Annotated in this window: 16 protein-coding genes; 6 read left to right on the forward strand and 10 right to left on the reverse strand. The window is 73.3% G+C overall.

Annotated elements, in window-relative coordinates:
- Positions 1 to 157: 157 nt before the first annotated feature.
- The 4 genes from ACZ4VA_RS15415 to argH form a co-directional block, all read right to left on the reverse strand.
- Positions 158 to 1,669: an MFS transporter gene (locus tag ACZ4VA_RS15415; RefSeq protein WP_356175367.1), complete on the reverse strand. Its 1,512-nt coding sequence runs from the start codon at positions 1,667 to 1,669 to the stop codon at positions 158 to 160.
- Positions 1,666 to 2,217, reverse strand: a complete 552-nt coding sequence (locus ACZ4VA_RS15420; protein ID WP_356175364.1) for a TetR/AcrR family transcriptional regulator — start codon at positions 2,215 to 2,217, stop codon at positions 1,666 to 1,668. The genes ACZ4VA_RS15415 and ACZ4VA_RS15420 overlap by 4 nt, the downstream gene beginning before the upstream one ends.
- An 88-nt stretch (positions 2,218 to 2,305) precedes the next feature.
- Complete coding sequence (locus ACZ4VA_RS15425) at positions 2,306 to 3,277, reverse strand: aldo/keto reductase (protein WP_468081644.1); 972 nt, start codon at positions 3,275 to 3,277, stop codon at positions 2,306 to 2,308.
- Between the two features lie 76 nt (positions 3,278 to 3,353).
- Positions 3,354 to 4,781, reverse strand: coding sequence for an argininosuccinate lyase (gene argH, locus ACZ4VA_RS15430; RefSeq protein WP_355794211.1), 1,428 nt, complete (start codon positions 4,779 to 4,781; stop codon positions 3,354 to 3,356).
- A gap of 676 nt (positions 4,782 to 5,457) precedes the next feature.
- Here argH and ACZ4VA_RS15435 point away from each other — a divergent pair.
- The 5 genes from ACZ4VA_RS15435 to ACZ4VA_RS15455 all read left to right on the forward strand — a co-directional run bounded on the left by ACZ4VA_RS15435 (position 5,458) and on the right by ACZ4VA_RS15455 (position 9,562).
- Complete coding sequence (locus ACZ4VA_RS15435) at positions 5,458 to 6,045, forward strand: pyridoxamine 5'-phosphate oxidase family protein (protein WP_356175358.1); 588 nt, start codon at positions 5,458 to 5,460, stop codon at positions 6,043 to 6,045.
- 3 nt (positions 6,046 to 6,048) lie between these two features.
- Entirely contained in the window at positions 6,049 to 6,738 is a 690-nt protein-coding gene (locus tag ACZ4VA_RS15440) for a L,D-transpeptidase family protein (protein WP_468081647.1), read from the forward strand.
- Positions 6,739 to 6,953: 215 nt separating this feature from the next.
- On the forward strand, positions 6,954 to 8,291 hold the full coding sequence (locus ACZ4VA_RS15445; protein ID WP_355790659.1) for a ferredoxin reductase family protein: 1,338 nt from the start codon (positions 6,954 to 6,956) through the stop codon (positions 8,289 to 8,291).
- A gap of 19 nt (positions 8,292 to 8,310) precedes the next feature.
- The gene (locus ACZ4VA_RS15450; protein WP_468081649.1) at positions 8,311 to 8,769 is read left to right on the forward strand and encodes an FMN-binding protein; all 459 of its coding nucleotides are present in this window, start codon (positions 8,311 to 8,313) and stop codon (positions 8,767 to 8,769) included.
- On the forward strand, positions 8,762 to 9,562 hold the full coding sequence (locus tag ACZ4VA_RS15455) for an FAD:protein FMN transferase (RefSeq protein WP_389391074.1): 801 nt from the start codon (positions 8,762 to 8,764) through the stop codon (positions 9,560 to 9,562). Before ACZ4VA_RS15450 ends, ACZ4VA_RS15455 begins: the two co-directional genes overlap by 8 nt.
- A gap of 404 nt (positions 9,563 to 9,966) precedes the next feature.
- Here ACZ4VA_RS15455 and ACZ4VA_RS15460 read toward each other — a convergent pair whose 3' ends face one another.
- Genes ACZ4VA_RS15460 through argC form a run of 5 tightly spaced genes read right to left on the reverse strand, consistent with a single transcriptional unit; the run spans position 9,967 to position 14,794 of the window.
- Positions 9,967 to 10,509: an arginine repressor gene (locus ACZ4VA_RS15460; protein WP_389391073.1), complete on the reverse strand. Its 543-nt coding sequence runs from the start codon at positions 10,507 to 10,509 to the stop codon at positions 9,967 to 9,969.
- 7 nt (positions 10,510 to 10,516) lie between these two features.
- On the reverse strand, positions 10,517 to 11,716 hold the full coding sequence (locus tag ACZ4VA_RS15465) for an acetylornithine transaminase (RefSeq protein WP_356175344.1): 1,200 nt from the start codon (positions 11,714 to 11,716) through the stop codon (positions 10,517 to 10,519).
- Positions 11,713 to 12,621 carry an acetylglutamate kinase gene (gene argB, locus ACZ4VA_RS15470; protein WP_356244466.1) on the reverse strand — a complete coding sequence of 303 codons (909 nt, stop codon included), beginning with the start codon at positions 12,619 to 12,621 and terminating at the stop codon, positions 11,713 to 11,715. Before argB ends, ACZ4VA_RS15465 begins: the two co-directional genes overlap by 4 nt.
- The gene (gene argJ / locus ACZ4VA_RS15475) at positions 12,618 to 13,769 is read right to left on the reverse strand and encodes a bifunctional glutamate N-acetyltransferase/amino-acid acetyltransferase ArgJ (RefSeq protein ID WP_356175341.1); all 1,152 of its coding nucleotides are present in this window, start codon (positions 13,767 to 13,769) and stop codon (positions 12,618 to 12,620) included. The genes argB and argJ overlap by 4 nt, the downstream gene beginning before the upstream one ends.
- Positions 13,766 to 14,794: an N-acetyl-gamma-glutamyl-phosphate reductase gene (gene argC / locus ACZ4VA_RS15480; RefSeq protein ID WP_355788735.1), complete on the reverse strand. Its 1,029-nt coding sequence runs from the start codon at positions 14,792 to 14,794 to the stop codon at positions 13,766 to 13,768. Before argC ends, argJ begins: the two co-directional genes overlap by 4 nt.
- A gap of 234 nt (positions 14,795 to 15,028) precedes the next feature.
- On the opposite strand from argC, the gene ACZ4VA_RS15485 reads away from it, so the two are divergent.
- Positions 15,029 to 16,456 (forward strand): hypothetical protein, encoded by a 1,428-nt coding sequence (locus ACZ4VA_RS15485; RefSeq protein ID WP_356244471.1) that lies wholly within the window; start codon positions 15,029 to 15,031, stop codon positions 16,454 to 16,456.
- 128 nt (positions 16,457 to 16,584) lie between these two features.
- Here the strand turns inward: ACZ4VA_RS15485 and ACZ4VA_RS15490 are convergent, their stop codons facing one another.
- The gene (locus ACZ4VA_RS15490) at positions 16,585 to 17,322 is read right to left on the reverse strand and encodes a hypothetical protein (protein ID WP_355786730.1); all 738 of its coding nucleotides are present in this window, start codon (positions 17,320 to 17,322) and stop codon (positions 16,585 to 16,587) included.
- Positions 17,323 to 17,718 lie beyond the last annotated feature (396 nt).

The following is a 17,718-nucleotide window of genomic DNA, read 5'->3' on the forward strand; positions in this document are numbered from 1 at the left end:
TTTTGCGCCCATCCCGGCATTTTTTAGCTGCTTCTTTGCCCACCCTCCGGCTCGGCCCTCAACCCCCCGCCCGGCGGGGGGGGGGGGGGGCGGGGGGGGGCCCCGGCCCCCCCCCCGCGGCCCGCTTTCGTTCCGCTCCCCCGACACGCGGGGTGCTCTACAGCCGCTGGCCGCGCAGCAGGAACCATGCCGCCACGGCCGTGGCGAGCAGTACCGCCGCGCCCACGCCCGACGCGAGCGCCAGTCCCTCGACGAAGGCGCCCCGGGCCGAGGACAGCATGGCCTCGGCGGTGTCGGCCGGCAGTCCGGCCGCCGCCTCGACGGCGCCGCCGAGGGATTCACGCGCCGCCTCAGGGGTGCCCGCGGGACCGGCGAAGTCCCGGTAGACGCCGGTCACGATCGAGCCGAGCACGGCGATGCCGAGGGCCGCGCCGAGTTCGTACGCCGTCTCGGAGACCGCGGACGCCGCGCCCGCCTGCTCCTTGGGCACGCTGGAGAGGATCACGTCGGCGGTGACGGTGAACGAGAAGCCCGCGCCGATGCCGACGACCAGGAGCGCGGCGCCGATCAGCGGGTAGCCGGTGGACTCGCCGAGCAGGGTGAGCACCGCGAGCGCCGCGCCCACGGCGGCCAGACCGCCGGAGACGACCGCGCGCACCGAGAAGCGCCGGGCGACCGTGCCCGCGATCAGTCCCGCCGCGACCGCCCCGACCGCGGCCGGGATCTCGGCGAGCCCCGCCTCGAACGGCGCCCGGCCCTGCACGAGTTGCAGGTACTGCGAGAGGAAGAAGACCAGCCCGGACAGTCCGAGGATGGTCAGCAGGTCGGCCAGCACGGCCCCGGAGAACCCGCGGTGGCGGAACAGCCGCATGTCCAGCAGGGGTGCGGGCAGCGTGAGTTGGCGGCGCACGAAGCCGAGGAGTGCGGCGGCGCCCAGCAGGCCGACGCCCGACGACGTCCAGGTGGGCCCGTGCGTGGCGGCCTCCTTGACGGCGTACACGATGCCGATCATGCCGACCAGCGAGAGGACGACGCTGATCAGGTCCCAGGGACCCGGGTCGGGGTTGCGCGACTCGGGCAGCAGCTTGATGCCGACGAGGACGAGCACCGCCATCACGGGCAGGTTGATGAGGAAGACCGAGCCCCACCAGAAGTGTTCGAGCAGGAAACCGCCGACCACCGGGCCGACCGCGGTGCCGGCGGAGGCGGTGGCGCCCCAGATGCCGACGGCGAGACTGCGTTCGCGCGGGTCGTGGAAGAGGTTGCGGATCAGGGCGAGCGTGGCCGGCATCAGGGTCGCGCCCGCGACACCGAGGAGGGCCCGCGCCAGGATCATCATCTCCGGTGACGTGGCGTAGGCGTTGAGCACCGAGATCGCGCCGAACGCCGTGGCGCCGACGAGCAGCAGGCGCTTCCTGCCGATGCGGTCGCCGAGGCTGCCCATGGAGACGAGCAGGCCGGCGATGACGAAGGAGTAGACGTCGCCGATCCAGAGCAGCTGGGTGCCGGAGGGCTGCAGGTCCTCGCTGATGTAGGGCGTGGCGAGGCCGAGGACGGTCGCGTCGACGGCCACCAGCAGCACAGCGAGGACGAGGACGGAGAGGGCGAGCCAGCGCCTGGGGCGCCGCTCCACCTCCGCCGCGACGGTCCGCTGGTCGGTGCTGGTCATGGTTCCACTCTCCGTAGTGCGCCGCCGAGCAGCAGCTCGACGATCATGAATTGGAAGTCGTTGGCGGCCACCCGGCCGTCCATCACGGCCCAGGCACCCGAGCCGATCAGCCCGTAGAGGGCCTCGGTGAGCCAGGCGGGGGTGAGGTCGATGCGGAACTCGCCGCTGTCCTGGCCGCGCCGGAACAGCGCGGCGATGCGGGCGTCGAGCCGGGCCCAGCCCTCGTGCTGGGTGTCCCCCTCGAACAGCTGGTTCTCGGTGACCAGGAACGCCAGCAGGCCGGCCGCCGGCTCGATCTCCCGCACCAGCCGGCGTACGGCCTCGCTGGCGGGCCCCTCGTCCAGCCGGGCCGCGTCGAGCGCCGCCTCGCACTCCCGGATGCCCAGGTCCTCCAGCGCGCGGACCAGGGCGTCGCGCCCGGCGAACTGGCGGTGCAGCGTGGCACGGCTGATCCCGGCCGCCTTGGCGACCTCGTCCATGGTGGAGGTGGCTTTGCGGGTCAGCAGGGCTGCGGCGCTGCGGAGTACGTGGTCACGGTCGACGGCCATGAGACAAGGGTAGACCATATGAGACAACTTTGTCTCACTGGAGGCATGCGGAGCTCACCGTCGCGGGGTGCGGCGGTGAGTCCGGTGCTCAGTGCCAGGGCAGTTGGGCGCGGCGCTCCCAGTAGGCGTACGGGTCCTCGGCGAGCGCGTTCAGCCGGGCGGACTGTCCCTCGTCGAGGGTGACGACGGCCGCGTGCAGGTTGGAGGCGAGCTGGCCGGTGGTGGCCGCGCCGGACAGGACGACGTCGGCCCAGGGCCGGTGCAGCACGGCGGCGAGGGCGACGGCGTCGGCGGTCAGCCCCGTCTCCCGAGCGATGTCCTGGACCGCGCCCGGCGCGTGCGGGGCAGCCAGGCGCCCGTTCGCCATGCCCTCCTTGACGATCACGCCGAGCCCCGCGGCGTGCGCCTCGGCGAGCGCGGGCCCGGCCGAGGTCTCCAGCACGTTGTACGTGGCCTGGACGGTCCGGAAGAGGGGCTCGCCCTCCACCGTGACGGCGAGCGCGGCGCGGATGGCGTCGGCCTGGGCGGGCCCGCTGGTCGAGAACCCGACGGACAGGCCCCCGGCCGCGGCCTCGGCGAGCCGCGCGTGCAGTTCCTTGTCGGTGAGGGCCGGGCTGTCCGGGGTCACCGAGTGGATCTGGTAGAGGTCGAGGCGGTCGCCCAGCAGCGCGGCGGTCTCGGCGCGCTGCCTCTCGTAGGTGGCGAGCCCGTGGTCCTTGACCTCGTGCGCCTCGGCGTCGGTGCGCCAGCCGGCCGTGTAGGTGTAGCCCCACTTGCTGCCGACGACGACGTCGTCGACCTCGGGACGGGCGCGCAGCCAGTCGGCGAGGAACTCCTCGGAGCGGCCGTAGGAGCGGGCCGCGTCGAAGTAGCGCACGCCCTGGGCGTACGCGGCGTCCAGGAGTTCGTGGGTGCGCTCGCGCAGGGCGTCGACGCTGCGCTCCGCCGGCAGGTCGTCCTCGCGGCCGAGGTTGATGTAGCCGGGGCGGCCGACGGCGGCGAGGCCCAGGCCGATGTGGGCGGTGGGCGTGGTCGCCGAGGCGAGTCGGGCGAAGGGCATCGCGGGCTCCGTTGGGGTCGGCTCCTTGACGGCTTGCGACCAACGTAACCCGCGACGCCCTCGCGGACGCGGGGTGCTACTTCTTCGCGGTGGCCCAGGCGTGCTGCGCGGCCAGGTCCGCCTTGACCTCGGCGAGCTGTACGGCGACCGCGCTCGGCGCCGTGCCGCCGCGGCCGTTGCGGGAGGCCAGCGCCCCCGGCACGTTCAGGACACCGCGCACCTCCGGCGTCAGGTGCGGGGAGATCTTCGCGAACTGCTCGTCGGTGAGCCCGTCGAGCTCGACGCCGTCGGCCTCGGCGACCTTCACGCACTCGCCGGCGACCTCGTGCGCGACGCGGAACGGCACGCCCTGCCGCACCAGCCACTCGGCGATGTCGGTGGCCAGCGAGAAGCCGGCCGGGGCCAGTTCCTCCATGCGCTCGCGGTTGACGGTCAGCGTGGCCATCATGCCGGTGAAGGCGGGCAGCAGGACCTCCAGCTGGTCGCAGGAGTCGAAGACCGGCTCCTTGTCCTCCTGGAGGTCGCGGTTGTACGCCAGCGGCAGGGCCTTGAGCGTGGCCATCAGGCCCGTCAGGTTGCCGATGAGGCGGCCCGACTTGCCGCGCGCCAGCTCCGCGATGTCCGGGTTCTTCTTCTGCGGCATGATCGACGAGCCGGTGGAGAAGGCGTCGTGGAGGGTGACGAAGGAGAACTCCTTCGTGTTCCAGATGATGATCTCCTCGGCGATGCGGGAGAGGTTGACGCCGATCATCGCGGTGATGAAGGCGAACTCGGCGACGAAGTCCCGGGAGGCGGTGCCGTCGATGGAGTTGCCGGAGCTGCCGTGCTCGAAGCCGAGGTCCGCGGCGACCGCCTCGGGGTCCAGGCCGAGGGAGGAACCCGCGAGCGCGCCCGAACCGTACGGCGACACGGCGGTCCGCTCGTCCCACTGGCGCAGCCGCTCGGCGTCCCGGGACAGGGACTGCACGTGGGCGAGCACGTGGTGGGCGAACAGCACCGGCTGGGCGTGCTGGAGATGGGTGCGGCCGGGCATCGCCACGTCGGGGTGCGCCTCCGCGAGGCCGACCAGCGCGTCCTGGAGGTCGGCGATCAGGCCGCCGATGATCCGCGCGTGGTCGCGCAGGTACATCCGGAAGAGGGTCGCCACCTGGTCGTTGCGGGACCGGCCGGCGCGGAGCTTGCCGCCGAGGTCCGGGCCGAGGCGCTCCAGAAGGCCGCGTTCGAGGGCGGTGTGGACGTCCTCGTCGGCGATGGTTCCGACGAACTCGCCGGAGGCCACGTCCTGTTCGAGCCGGTCCAGTCCGTCCAGCATCCGTCCGAGCTCGTCGGCAGTGAGCAGGCCCGCCTTGTGGAGCACGCGCGCGTGGGCACGGGAACCGGCGATGTCGTAGGGCGCGAGCCGCCAGTCGAAGTGGACGGACGCGGACAGCTTCGCCAGGGCCTCGGCGGGACCGTCGGCGAAACGACCGCCCCAGAGCCGTACGTCACCGCTGTTGCTGCTCACTTGCTCTGCTCCTCAAGGCTGTGGGTGTGCCGCCGCCTCCCCGCGCGTGCGGGCGGGCGGTGGTCTTCACGCTGTCGGTCGGGCGAGGTCCCGCGTCGCGGCGAGCTTCGGCGACAGGGGTCTCCCGGTGCGCCGGCCGGGGGCGACGGTGGTGCCGGGGCCACCCGGGCGGGCGGTCGCGGCGCGCTCCGTCACGGTGTTCCCTTCGTCGCGCGAACCCTGTCATGCATGAGTATGCAGAACTCTGCATGATTCGTCAATCGAGCACCCGGGAGGGAGCCCGCGCCCTGGTGAACGACGCACCACGGTCTCTCGTATGCCTCATCGGGCGCAGGCGCCACGTTCACACCTCCCGTCGGCCGGGAAGACGGGGCTCCGGCGCCGACGGCTCCGCCACCGCCGCCGGATGCCACCGAGCCCCAGGGACCGGCTCCCTGGCCGCCCGCGCTCCCGACGGGCGCGGGCGCCGTGGCCGCCCCGTGCGCCGGCCGGGGCGGCCACGGAAGGGCCCGGCCCGCCACCACCGGCGCCGACGACCGCCGTTCGCACCCATCGGAGTCGACGCCCGCCACCACCCACGTCGGCACGTCACCGGCCCGAGCGGTCGCCTGACCCGCGGAAACGTAACCCTCAATTCCTTAGACAGGCAAAGGATCGTGCCCGATAATCGTTAGACATGGGAAAGACTTACGAACGCATAGACGGCAGACTGCGCACCTTCATCGAGGCGCAGCCCATCTTCTTCACCGCGACCGCGCCCCTGTCCGGGGACGGCACCGTCAACCTCTCGCCCAAGGGACTCACCGGCTCCTTCGCGGTGATCGACGAACTGACCGTCGCCTACCTGGACTTCGCCGGGAGCAACGCCGAGACCATCGCGCATCTGCGGGAGAACGGTCGCATCACCCTCATGTGGTGCGCCTTCCAGGGCCCGCCGAACATCGTGCGCGTGCACGGCCGGGGAGAGCCCGTCTTCCGCGACGACCCGCGCTTCCGGGAGCTGTTGGCGCACTTCCCGCACATCGACCCGGCGCAGCACGGCCTCCGCGCGGTCGTCGTGGTCACCGCCGCCCTGATCCGGGACACCTGCGGGTACGCCGTCCCCTTCATGTCGTACGACGAGGACCGTGATCTGCACGCCAAGCGCTTCGCCCGCGAGGACGACGCCTCGCTGGACGCGTACTTCCACAAGAAGGACCACGTGGCGACCAGCCTGGACGGCCTACCCGGGCTGCCGTTGCCGCTGCCCCCCACTACCGTCTGAGCCATGCGCCTCGCTGCCGCCGCACTCGCGTCCGCGTCCCTGTTCGCCCTGGCCCCGAGCGGCCCGCCCGCGCTTCCGGAGCTGATGGCGGACACCGGCGGCGGCAGCCAGCTCATCACCGCCCGGGCCGCCCGGACCTCCGCCACGACCGGCACCGTCATCTGGTGGGAGCGGCGCCGCGGGCGCTGGGTCGAGGCCGGTTCCGCGCCGGCCCGCTTCGGCGCCGCCGGGCTGACCGAGGGCGCCTCGCGTCGGCAGGGCACGAACACGACCCCCACCGGCCTGTACGACCTGCCGTACGCGTTCGGGATCGAGGCCGCGCCCGGCGGGACGGCCACCCCCTACCGCCGGGTCCACCGGAACTCGTGGTGGTGCCAGGACAACGACTCCCGCGCCTACAACCGCTGGACCGAGCCCCGCCCCTCCGACTGCCGGGCCGCGGAGTCCGAGCACCTGATCTCCTACCGGGACCAGTACGCGTACGCCTTCGTCATCGGCTTCAACTACGAGCGCCCGGTGCGGGGGCGGGGCGCCGGCATCTTCCTCCACGTCGACGGGCGCGGGGCGACGGCGGGCTGCGTGTCCGTGCCAGCGTCGGCGATGCGGCGGATCCTGCGGTGGGCGGACCCGGAGCGGGAACCGCACATCGCGATCGGGACGGCGGGCGGGGCGACCGCGATCACGCGGTACTAGCGAGCCGTTCGGACGCCCCCGCGGGTGTGCCACGCGCCGGTCCTCGTACCGGACCGGCCCCCGGCGCCGCAGTTGGGCGCGGGACCTCTGAACGGACCGCCGTCGTGGGCCGTATCTCTGGGCCAGGGGGCCACTCCCCTCGCCCCGTCCCCACGGAGGAACACGGAGGAACCGTGTCCACGATCGCCGGTGGTCGCGCCGCGCGGCGCCAGACCATGCGCCGTATCCGCCCTCGACGCTCGCCCGCCGTCCCGTTGCTGATCGCCGTCTGGGCCGGTGCGGCCGGGGTGATCTGGCTGTGGTGGAGCAACACCCCGTCCATCGCGGACGGCAGCGGGAAGGTGCTCAACGCCGGCCGGATCACCGGGCTGCTCGCCGGGTACCTGATGGCGCTCGTGGTGCTGCAGATGGCCCGGGTGCCCGCGCTGGAGCGCCGCGTCGGCTCGGACCGGGTCGCCCGGTGGCACGCGATGAGCGGCCGCTACACGCTCTGCCTGGTCGTCGCCCACCTGGTGCTGATCATGTACGGGTACGCGCTCCAGGCCGGCCGCACCTTCACCGGGGTCGTCCAGCAGACCGTCGACTCGGTCCAGCAGCTGCCGGACATGGGCAAGGCGGCGATCGGCACGGGCCTGCTGCTGTTCATCGGGCTCATCTCGATCGGTCCGGTACGGCGCAGGATCCCGTACGACCTCTGGTACCACGTGCACCTGCTCACGTACGCGGCCGTGTTCCTGACGTTCTGGCACCAGCTGTCCACCGGCAACGAGTTCGCCGTCGAGCCCACCGCGAAGACCGTCTGGTACGGGCTGTACGGGTCGGTGACCGCCCTGGTCCTCTGGTACCGCGTCTTGGTGCCGGTCCGGCTGAACCTGCGGCACCGGATGCGCGTCGAGGCGGTCATCGAGGAGACGCCCGGCATCGTGTCGGTGCTGATCCGGGGCCGCCGGCTGCACCGCATGGGCGCCGAGGCGGGGCAGTTCTTCCGCTGGCGCTTCCTCGCGCCCGGCATGCGGCTCAGCTCGCACCCGTACTCCCTGTCGGCGGCGCCGCGCCCGGACATGCTGCGGATCACCGTGAAGGCGATCGGCGACCACAGCGCGGCGCTGCGCGATCTGGAGCCCGGCACCCGCGTCTGGGCCGAGGGACCCTACGGGGCGCTGACGGCGGCCCGGCGCAGCCGCGGCAAGGTGCTGCTGGTCGCGGGCGGCGTGGGCATCACCCCGATGCGGGCGCTGTTCGAGACGCTGCCCGGCGCGGCCGGCGACCTGACGCTGCTGTACCGGGCCAACAGCACGCAGGACCTGGCCCTCTGGGACGAGCTCGCGGCGATCGCCGAGGAGCGCGGGGCGCGGCTGATGTACGCGGTGAACAGCCCCGACGGGGAGCGCCCGGACATCTCCGCGGAGACCCTGCGGCGCAAGCTGCCGGACATCGAACGCCACGACGTCTTCCTGTGCGGCCCGCCCGGCTTCGCGCAGCAGGTGTACGAGGCACTGCGCGGCGCGGGGGTCCCCGCCCGCCGTATCCATCACGAGTCGTTCGAGATGTGAGCGACGGGAGTCAGGAGCGATGAAGAAGAGCCACCCCATTCGGCGCGTCGTGCTCGCCACCGCCGCCACCGTGTCCGGGATCGTCCTGCTGCTGTCGCTGAAGCCCGCGTCCGATCCGGCCGCCGCGTCGGCGGGCGGGGCGCCCCAGCAGTCGGTGGCGGGGCAGGAGTCGCCGCAGGGCGGCAGCTCCCAGCAGTCGTCGCAGGCCCGTACGGTCACCGGCGCTGTCGCCAGCACCCAGTACGGGCCCGTGCAGGTACGCCTCACCCTCGCCGGCGGCAAGATCACCAAGGCCGAGGCCGTCCAGGCACCCAGCGGCGGACGCAGCACCCAGGTCACCGACGACGCCGTACCCCGCCTCAACCAACAGGCCGTCACCGCCGGAACCGCCGACATCGACACCGTCACCGGCGCCACCTACACCAGCGCCGGATACAAGCAGTCCCTCCAGTCCGCCCTGGACAAGGCCGGTGGCTGACACGGTGGCCGAGCCGGCACGGACCCCCGCCGTGGTGCGGCACGCGGAGGAGGTCATGGGGACCGTCTTCTCCTTCGACGTCCGCGGTGGGGAGCCCGCCGCCGTCGAGGCCGCGCTGCGCGAGGCCGTGGCCGGGCTGCACCGGGTGGACGAGCTGTTCAGCACGTACCGCGAGGACAGCCAGGTCTCCCGGCTGGCCCGCGGGGAGCTGACGGAGGCGCGGTGCGATCCGGTGGTCGCCGAGGTGCTGGAGCTGGGCGCCGAGGCCGAGCGCGCGAGCCACGGCTGGTTCAGCCTGCGGTACGAGGGACGGCTCGACCCGACGGGGATCGTCAAGGGCTGGGCCGCCGAACGGGCCGCCCGGTGTCTCGCGGGGGCCGGGGCGAGCGGGGTGAGCGTCAACGGCGGCGGGGACGTGCAACTGCTCGGCGTGCCCGGACCCGAGCGGTCCTGGCGGGTCGGCGTGTCGGACCCGCTGCGGCCGGGCGGGCTGGCGGCCGTGATCTCCGCCGCCGCCGCGGACGAACTGGCCGTCGCCACCTCCGGCACCGCCGAGCGCGGCGACCACATCGTCGATCCCCGGACCGGCCGGTCCGCGGTCACCGACCTGGTCGCCGTCACGGTCGTGGCACCCCGCCTGACCTGGGCGGACTGCTGGGCCACGGCGGCATTCGCGATGGGCTCGCGGGAGGGCCTCGGCTGGCTGGAGTCCCTGCCGGACGTGGAGGCGCTGCTCGTCACGGCGGGCGACGAGGTGCGCTGCACCAGCGGGCTGGCCGGGCGCCTCGGGTGATCCCGGCCCCGCCGCCTCCCGTTCCGGCCCGGCGGCTGTCGCGCGTCGCGTCCGCCGGCCCCTCTCCCCTGAGTGCGAGCGGCCGGCGGCCCCGGAGTCTCCCGGCCCGGGCTCGGGCAGACGCCCCGCGTCTACTGCCCTCGGCGGCGGCGCCAGTAGTCGCGCGCGCTCGCCGACTGGGCCCACATGGCGAAGGCCGCAACTCCTGGGACCGCGATGATGAGAAGACCGTAGGCCCACTGGTTCATGGCTCCCCCTCCGTTCCGGCTGAGGACACCGGCTTCCTCGTCCGGGACGAGCACGCACCTCTGCCGGCGGGGATCGCCGTCGAGCCCCGTGCGAGCAACTGCCCCCGCTCGCGCCGCCCACGCGGGGCACGGCCGCGTCGCGAAGGGGCCGCCGGGTCAGTGCCCGTTCTGGGCCAGCCGCAGCAGATGGTCCGCCAGGGCCTGCCCGCCGCTCGGCTCCCGGCTGATCAGCATCAGCGTGTCGTCGCCCGCGATGGTGCCGAGGATGTCGTGCAGTTCGGCCTGGTCGATGGCCGAGGCGAGGAACTGCGCGGCACCGGGCGGAGTCCGCAGGACCACGAGGTTCGCGGACGCCTCCGCGGAGATCAGCAGCTCGGCCGAGAGCCGCCGCATCCGCTCCTCCTTCGCCGACTCGCCCAGCGGCGCGCGCGGGGTGCGGAATCCGCCCTCGCTCGGTACCGCGTAGATGAGGTCGCCGTCGTTGTTGCGGATCTTGACCGCGTTCAGCTCGTCCAGGTCCCGGGAGAGCGTCGCCTGGGTGACGGTCAGCCCGTCGTCCGCGAGAAGCTTCGCCAACTGGCTCTGCGAGCGCACCGGTTGCCGGTTGAGGATGTCCACGATCCGGCGGTGGCGTGCGGTGCGGGTCTGCGGCACGGCGGGCCCCGCGTGCTCGTGCTCGTGCTCCTGCGCCTGACTCATCGTCGTCTCATTCTCCGGATCGTCCGTCCCCGTCGAGGGCGTCGAGGACACCGGGCAGGGCCCGGAGGAACGCGTCCACGTCGTCCTCGCCGAGGTTCAGCGGGGGCATCAGCCGTACGACATCGGGGGCGGGCGCGTTCACCAGGAGGCCGGCGTCCTGAGCCGCCTGCTGCGCCTGGGACGCGAGCGGCTCGGTGAGCACGATACCCAGCAGCAGGCCGGCGCCCCGGACGTGGTCGATCAACGGGTGCCCGAGGGACTCGATTCCGTCCCGGAGCCTCTCGCCCGCGCGCTTGACGTTCTCCAGCAGTCCCTCGGACTCGATGGTGTCGAGCACGGCGAGTCCGGCGGCGCACACGACGGGGTTGCCGCCGAAGGTCGTGCCGTGCTGACCGGGCTTCAGCAGCTCGGCCGCGCGGCCGAAGGCGACGGTCGCGCCGAGCGGCAGTCCGCCGCCGAGGCCCTTCGCGAGGGTGACGACGTCCGGCAGGACGCCCTCGTGGGCCTGGTAGGCGAACCAGGAGCCGGTGCGGCCGATGCCGGTCTGCACCTCGTCGAGGACCAGCAGGCTGCCGGTGGCGGCGGTGATGGCGCGGGCGGCCTTCAGATAGCCGGGGGGCGGCACGACGACGCCGTTCTCGCCCTGGATCGGCTCGATGATCACGAGCGCGGTGTCCTCGGTGACCGCTTCGGCCAGGGCCTGCGCGTCACCGTACGGCACGTGGGTGACGTCGCCGGGGAGCGGCAGGAACGGTTCCCGCTTGCCGGGCTGGCCGGTGAGGGCGAGCGCGCCCATGGTCCGGCCGTGGAAGCCGCCGTCCGTCGCGACCATGTGCGGACGCCCGGTCAGCCGGCCGATCTTGAAGGCGCCCTCGTTGGCCTCGGCGCCCGAGTTGCAGAAGTAGACGCGGCCCTCCCGCCCGAAGAGCTGGAGCAGCCGTTCGGCGAGCGCGACGGGCGGCTCGGCGACGAAGAGGTTGGAGACGTGGCCGAGGGCGGCGATCTGGGTGCTCACGGCCTCGACGACCGCCGGGTGGGCGTGCCCGAGCGCGTTGACCGCGATCCCGCCGACGAAGTCGAGGTACTGGTTGCCGTCGGCGTCCCACAGTTTGGTGCCCGCCCCGCGGACGAGGGGCAGGCGCGGGGTGCCGTAGTTGTCCATGAGCGCGCCCTGCCAGCGCTGTGTCAGGTCCTCGTTGGCGGTCATGCGGCGTCCCCCTCTTCCTCGTCCGGCACGACCATCGTGCCGATCCCCTCGTCGGTGAAGATCTCCAGCAGGATCGAGTGCTGGACCCGGCCGTCGATGACCCGGGCGGTGTTGACGCCGTTGCGTACGGCGTGCAGGCAGCCCTCCATCTTCGGCACCATGCCGCTGGCCAGCTCCGGGAGGAGTTTCTCCAGCTGGCTCGCGGTGAGCCGGCTGATCACCTCGTCGGAGTCCGGCCAGTCCTCGTAGAGGCCCTCGACGTCGGTCAGGACCATCAGGGTCTCGGCACCAAGAGCCGCAGCGAGTGCCGCAGCCGCCGTATCAGCATTGACGTTGTAGACATGTCCGTCGTCCTGGGAGCGGGCGATCGAGGAGACGACCGGGATCCGGCCGTCGGCGAGCAGTGCCTCGATCGCGCCCGTGTCGATCTCGGTGATCTCGCCGACCCGGCCGATGTCGACGGACTCACCGTCGATGCGCGGCCGGTGTCTGGTGGCGGTGATGGTGTGGGCGTCCTCGCCGGTCATCCCGACGGCGAACGGCCCGTGCTGGTTGAGCAGTCCGACCAGTTCGCGCTGCACCTGCCCGGCCAGCACCATGCGGACGACGTCCATCGCGTCCTCGGTGGTGACGCGCAGGCCCGCCTTGAACTCGCTGACGATGCCGTGCCGGTCGAGGGCGGCGCTGATCTGCGGTCCGCCGCCGTGCACGACGACGGGCTTGAGGCCGGCGTGCCGCAGGAACACCACGTCCTGGGCGAAGGCGGCCTTCAGCTCGTCGTCGATCATGGCGTTGCCGCCGAACTTGATGACGACGGTCCGGCCGTGGTGCCGGGTGAGCCAGGGCAGCGCCTCGATGAGGATCTGCGCCTTGGGCAGGGCGGTGTGCTTCCGCGTGGTGCTCATGAGGAGTACGCGCTGTTCTCGTGGACGTAGTCGGCGGTGAGGTCGTTGGTCCAGATGGTGGCGGTCGCGTCGCCCGCGGCGAGGTCGGCGACGACGTGCACCTCGCGGTAGCGCATGTCGACCAGTTCGCGGTCCTCGCCCACGCCGCCGTTCTTGCAGACCCACACGCCGTTGATGGCGACGTTCAGACGGTCCGGTTCGAAGGCGGCCCGGGTGGTGCCGATGGCGGACAGGACACGGCCCCAGTTGGGGTCCTCGCCGTGGATGGCGCACTTGAGGAGGTTGTTGCGGGCGATGGAGCGGCCCACCTCGACGGCGTCCTCCTCGCTCGCCGCGTTCACGACCTCGACCTTGATGTCCTTGCTGGCGCCCTCGGCGTCCCGGATCAGCTGCTGGCCGAGGTCGTCGCAGACCGCCCGTACGGCCTCCGCGAACTCCTCGTAGGCGGGCGTGACTTGGGCGGCGCCGGACGCGAGCAGCAGCACGGTGTCGTTGGTGGACATGCAGCCGTCGGAGTCGACCCGGTCGAAGGTGACCCGGGTGGCGTCGCGGAGCGCCCGGTCCAGGGTCGCGGTGTCCACGTCGGCGTCCGTGGTCAGGACGACGAGCATGGTGGCGAGGCCGGGGGCGAGCATGCCGGCGCCCTTGGCCATGCCGCCGACGGTCCAGCCGTCGCCCTGGCGCACCGAGGTCTTGTGGACGGTGTCGGTCGTCTTGATGGCGATGGCGGCCTTCTCACCGCCGTGCTCGGAGAGTTGGGCCGCGGCCAGCTCGACTCCCGGGAGGAGCTTGTCCATCGGCAGCAGCACGCCGATCAGACCGGTCGAGGCCACGGCGACCTCGCCCGCGTTCACGTCGAGCGTCTCGGCGACCTTCTCGGCGGTGGCGTGCGTGTCCTGGAAGCCCTGCGGTCCCGTACAGGCGTTGGCACCGCCGGAGTTGAGGACGACCGCGGAGACGAGTCCGCCCTTGAGGACCTGCTCGGACCAGAGGACCGGCGCGGCCTTCACGCGGTTGGAGGTGAAGACGCCCGCGGCGGCGAGGCGGGGCCCGTTGTTGACCACGAGGGCCAGGTCGGGGTTGCCGTTCTCCTTGATCCCGGCGGCGATGCCCGACGCCGTGAACCCTTGTGCTGCCGTGACGCTCACGGTGCGACTCCGATCGTGGAAAGACCCGTGTCCTCGGGAAGCCCGAGGGCGAGGTTCATGCTCTGGACGGCACCGCCCGCGGTGCCCTTGGTCAGGTTGTCGATGGCGCTGATCACGATGATCCGGTGCGCGGCGGCGTCGAACGCGACCTGGATCTGAACGGCGTTGGAACCGTGGACGGACGCCGTGGCGGGCCACTGCCCCTCGGGCAGCAGGTGCACGAACGGCTCGTCCGCGAACGCCTTCTCGTACGCGGCCCGTACGGACTCGGCGGTGACGCCGGGCAGGGCCTTGGCGCTGCACGTGGCGAGGATGCCGCGCGGCATCGGCGCGAGGGTCGGCGTGAAGGAGACCGAGACGGGCGAGCCCGCGGCCGCGCTCAGGTTCTGGATCATCTCGGGGGTGTGCCGGTGGCCGCCGCCGACGCCGTACGGCGACATGGAGCCCATGACCTCGCTGCCCAGCAGGTGCGCCTTGGGCGTCTTGCCGGCGCCGGAGGTGCCCGAGGCGGCGACGATCACGGCCTCGGTCTCGGCGAGCCCGGCCACGTACGCGGGGAAGAGCGCCAGCGAGACGGCCGTCGGGTAGCAGCCGGGCACCGCGATGCGCTTGGACCCCTCCAGCGCGGCGCGGGCACCCGGCAGTTCGGGGAGGCCGTACGGCCAGGTCCCGGCGTGCGCGGAGCCGTAGAAACGCTCCCAGTCCGCGGCGTCCTTGAGCCGGAAGTCGGCGCCCATGTCCACGACGAGGACGTCGGGACCGAGCCGCTCGGCGACGGCGGCGGACTGCCCGTGCGGCAGCGCGAGGAAGACGACGTCGTGGCCGGCGAGGACCTCGGGGGTGGTCTCCTGGAGGACGCGGTCGGCGAGGGGCAGCAGGTGCGGCTGCAGTGCGCCCAGGCGCTGGCCCGCGTTGGAGTTGCCGGTCAGAGCGCCGATCTCGATCCCGGGGTGGACCAGGAGCAGACGCAGCAGTTCCCCGCCCGCGTATCCGCTCGCTCCCGCCACTGCCGCACGTACCGCCATGAAACCCTCCTCTTGGATGGCATGACTATACGTTTCGCTGCACGTTTATGCAATCCGTTCCGGTGCACGCCGGCCGCGAGACGCACCGGGGCGCGGGAGCCGCCCGCCGGTTCCGCCAGCTCCCGTGGCACTGGGCGCCCGGTGGATTCCGTCGGCGATCACGCGCCGTATCTCGCACGCCTGCACGAGCCCGGCACCCTACGATCACCCGGGAGGGCAGCCGAAGGGGTGGAAATGCCGGAAGACGTGGGTGACGAAGACGGAGCGGCGGCGGCGGTGCGGTTGTCGCACGGTGTGCCGCTCGGGGACGCGCTCGCCGTCGCGGACCCCGGCGCCTGGCTCGCGCTGGACGCGGGAGTGCGCGCGCTGCCCCGTCACCGGTTGCGGCACCTGTCCTGGTGGAACCGGTCCGCGTCGCAGCTCTCCGGCCGGCCCGGGCTCGACGAGTCCCGGCTGGCTCTCGCCCTCTGCCACTGGGACGGGCGGGTCCGTCAGGAGGCGGTGCACCAGGCGGCCGGGTACCCCGGTCTGCTGCCCCTGGTCGTGATCCGCTGCGCCGACTGGGCGGCCCCGGTCCGCGAGGCCGCCCGGCGGCTGCTGCGCGAGGCGCTGGACCTGGACGCGGCCCTCGCCCTCGCACCGCTCGTCCTCCGTGTCGGTCGCCGCGACAGGGGTGCCTTCGGCGTCGACGTCCTCGGCGAGGCCCTGCGCCGGGCACCCCTGGATCGCCTCGAACCGCTCTTCGCCGACCACGACCGGGCCGTGCGGAGGTTCGCCTACGGGCCGGCCGTGGAGGGCCGGCTGATCGGCCCCGCCGAGCTGGCCCGCGTGGCGGCCGAGGACGAGGACACCGTGGTCCAGGATCTGTGCGCCTCGGCGGCGCTCACGGCCGTGGGGGACGAGGACGTGTACGAGGAGGTGCTGCTCCCCCTCTTGTCCGCGCGCAACCCGCGTACCCGCTCGGCCGGGGTCACCGCGCTGCGGCGGGCGGGGCGTCCGGCTGAGGCGGAGGCGTTCCTGGCTGACCGGTCGGCGCTGGTGCGTGCGTGCGCCCGCTACGTCGTACGGCAGCACGGAGGTGACCCGGCCGCCTGGTACCGGAAGCGGTGCGCGGCGCCGGAGGGTCTCGGTCCGCCGCCCGGTGCGGTCAGCGGGCTCGCCGAGTGCGGGGAGGGCGCGGACGCCGGCCTGCTGTGGCCGCTGCTCGCGCACCCGGCGGACGGGGTGCGGGCGCGGGCGGTGGCGGGGCTGCGGGCGCTGGACCGGGTGGACACGCACCGCTTGCGCCCGCTCCTCGACGACCCGGCCCCCGGGGTCGTCCGCGAGACGGCCGTCGCTTTGCTGCCCTACGTGGCGGAAATCCCCGCCGACCTGCTGCTGGAACGCACCGGTTCCGCATGGCCTCGGCACGTCCGCATCGGTGCGCTGCGACTGCTCGACGCGCTGGGCGGCCTCGCGGCGCTGCGGGCGGCGGTCGGTCTGCTGGAGGATCCGGACGAGACGGTACGCACCCGGGCCGGGCGGTCCGTACAGGGCTGGCGGCCGTCCGCGCACCTCCGGTTCCGTGACCCGGAGGTGGGCGAACTCCTGCAAAGAAGCCGCCACTTGATGAGCGAGGCCGCGCTCCGCCGCCGCAAGTGGGAGGCCGGGGTTGGCAGTTGAGTACGGCCACCGGGCGCACCAGGGCCGTCAGCCTCATCACCGGGTGACGCGGGAGACCGGCGGGGACGCGACCGCCGACGGCGCCTGCGGGGACCGAGACCTCTGAAGTCCCGTTCCGTCAAGGCCTGTCAGGCAGGGGCCGGGGGTTCCGCGCCGGGTCCCGCGTGCAGCCAGACCCGGAGGGGGCCGACGGGTTCGAAGCCGTGGCGGAGGGCGGCCGTGAGGTCGTCGCCGTGCTCGTAGCCGACCACCGGCAGGCCGGGATGCAGCCGGTGCAGCGCCTCCAGGACGAACGGCCAGGCCGCGTCCGGGCCGCCCTCCTCGGCGAAGACGTTGGAGACACCGACCACCTGCTCACTCCGGCCGGCCACCGCGCCGGCGGTCACCCGGCCGTCCGGTGAGACCCCGGCCAGCACGTGGACGGCGGGGTCGTCGAGGAGTCCGGGACGGAACACGTCCGCATGCCCGTCGCCGTCGTCCCAGGCCAGCGCCCAGGCGCGCAGGGTGGCCGGGTCGCGGACCACGTGCCACACGGGGCCCGCGACGGGCTCTGCCGGGGCCGTCGCCGGGCGGTGGATCCACTGCGCCTCGAACAGCACCCGGAAGCCCGCGGCGCCGAGGTCGAGGTCGGCGAAGGAGTCCTTGACGGAGGCGCCGGGCGCCGTGGTGTCGATCCGGGCCGTGAGCGCCTCCGGGTCGGCGCCCGGCACCAGGGTCACGGCATCCGGGTAGTACGGCGGCGTACGGGACGGTGAGGCCCACGCCTGTGCGGTGAACTCGCCCGCCAGGCCGTGCGCCCGGCTCATGGCCGCGCACCACTCGGCGTTGTTGCGGGCGGCGGACTCGGCGAGCAGCGGTTTCGGCATCGTCACAAGGGCGGATCCTCGCCCGTTCCGGCCGGACCCGTCCAAGGGTTTTCGGGGACGCCCGGGGTCCCGGGCTTGCCGGTTCACTGGCCGGGGCGACTGGCGGACGGCTTGCGGGTTCACTGTCCGGGGCCCTCGGCGTACGGGACCGGCCAGTTCAATGGCGGCGACGCTCGGCTTGCGGGGCTTGCGTGTTCACTGTCCAGGACACCCGGCGAACGGGACCGGCCGATTCTCTGGCCGGCGCCCTCGGCGTGCGGGACCGTCCGACCCTCTGGTCGGGACACCCGGCTTACGCGGCTTGCCAGTTCACTGTCCGGGCCCCGCGTGCGTCCCGGTGGCGTCCGAGATCACGGGCGCCCGGTGACCAGCCGCGTACGCCACGCCTCATGGCGG

It is taken from the genome of Streptomyces sp. NPDC028308, from assembly GCF_055565855.1.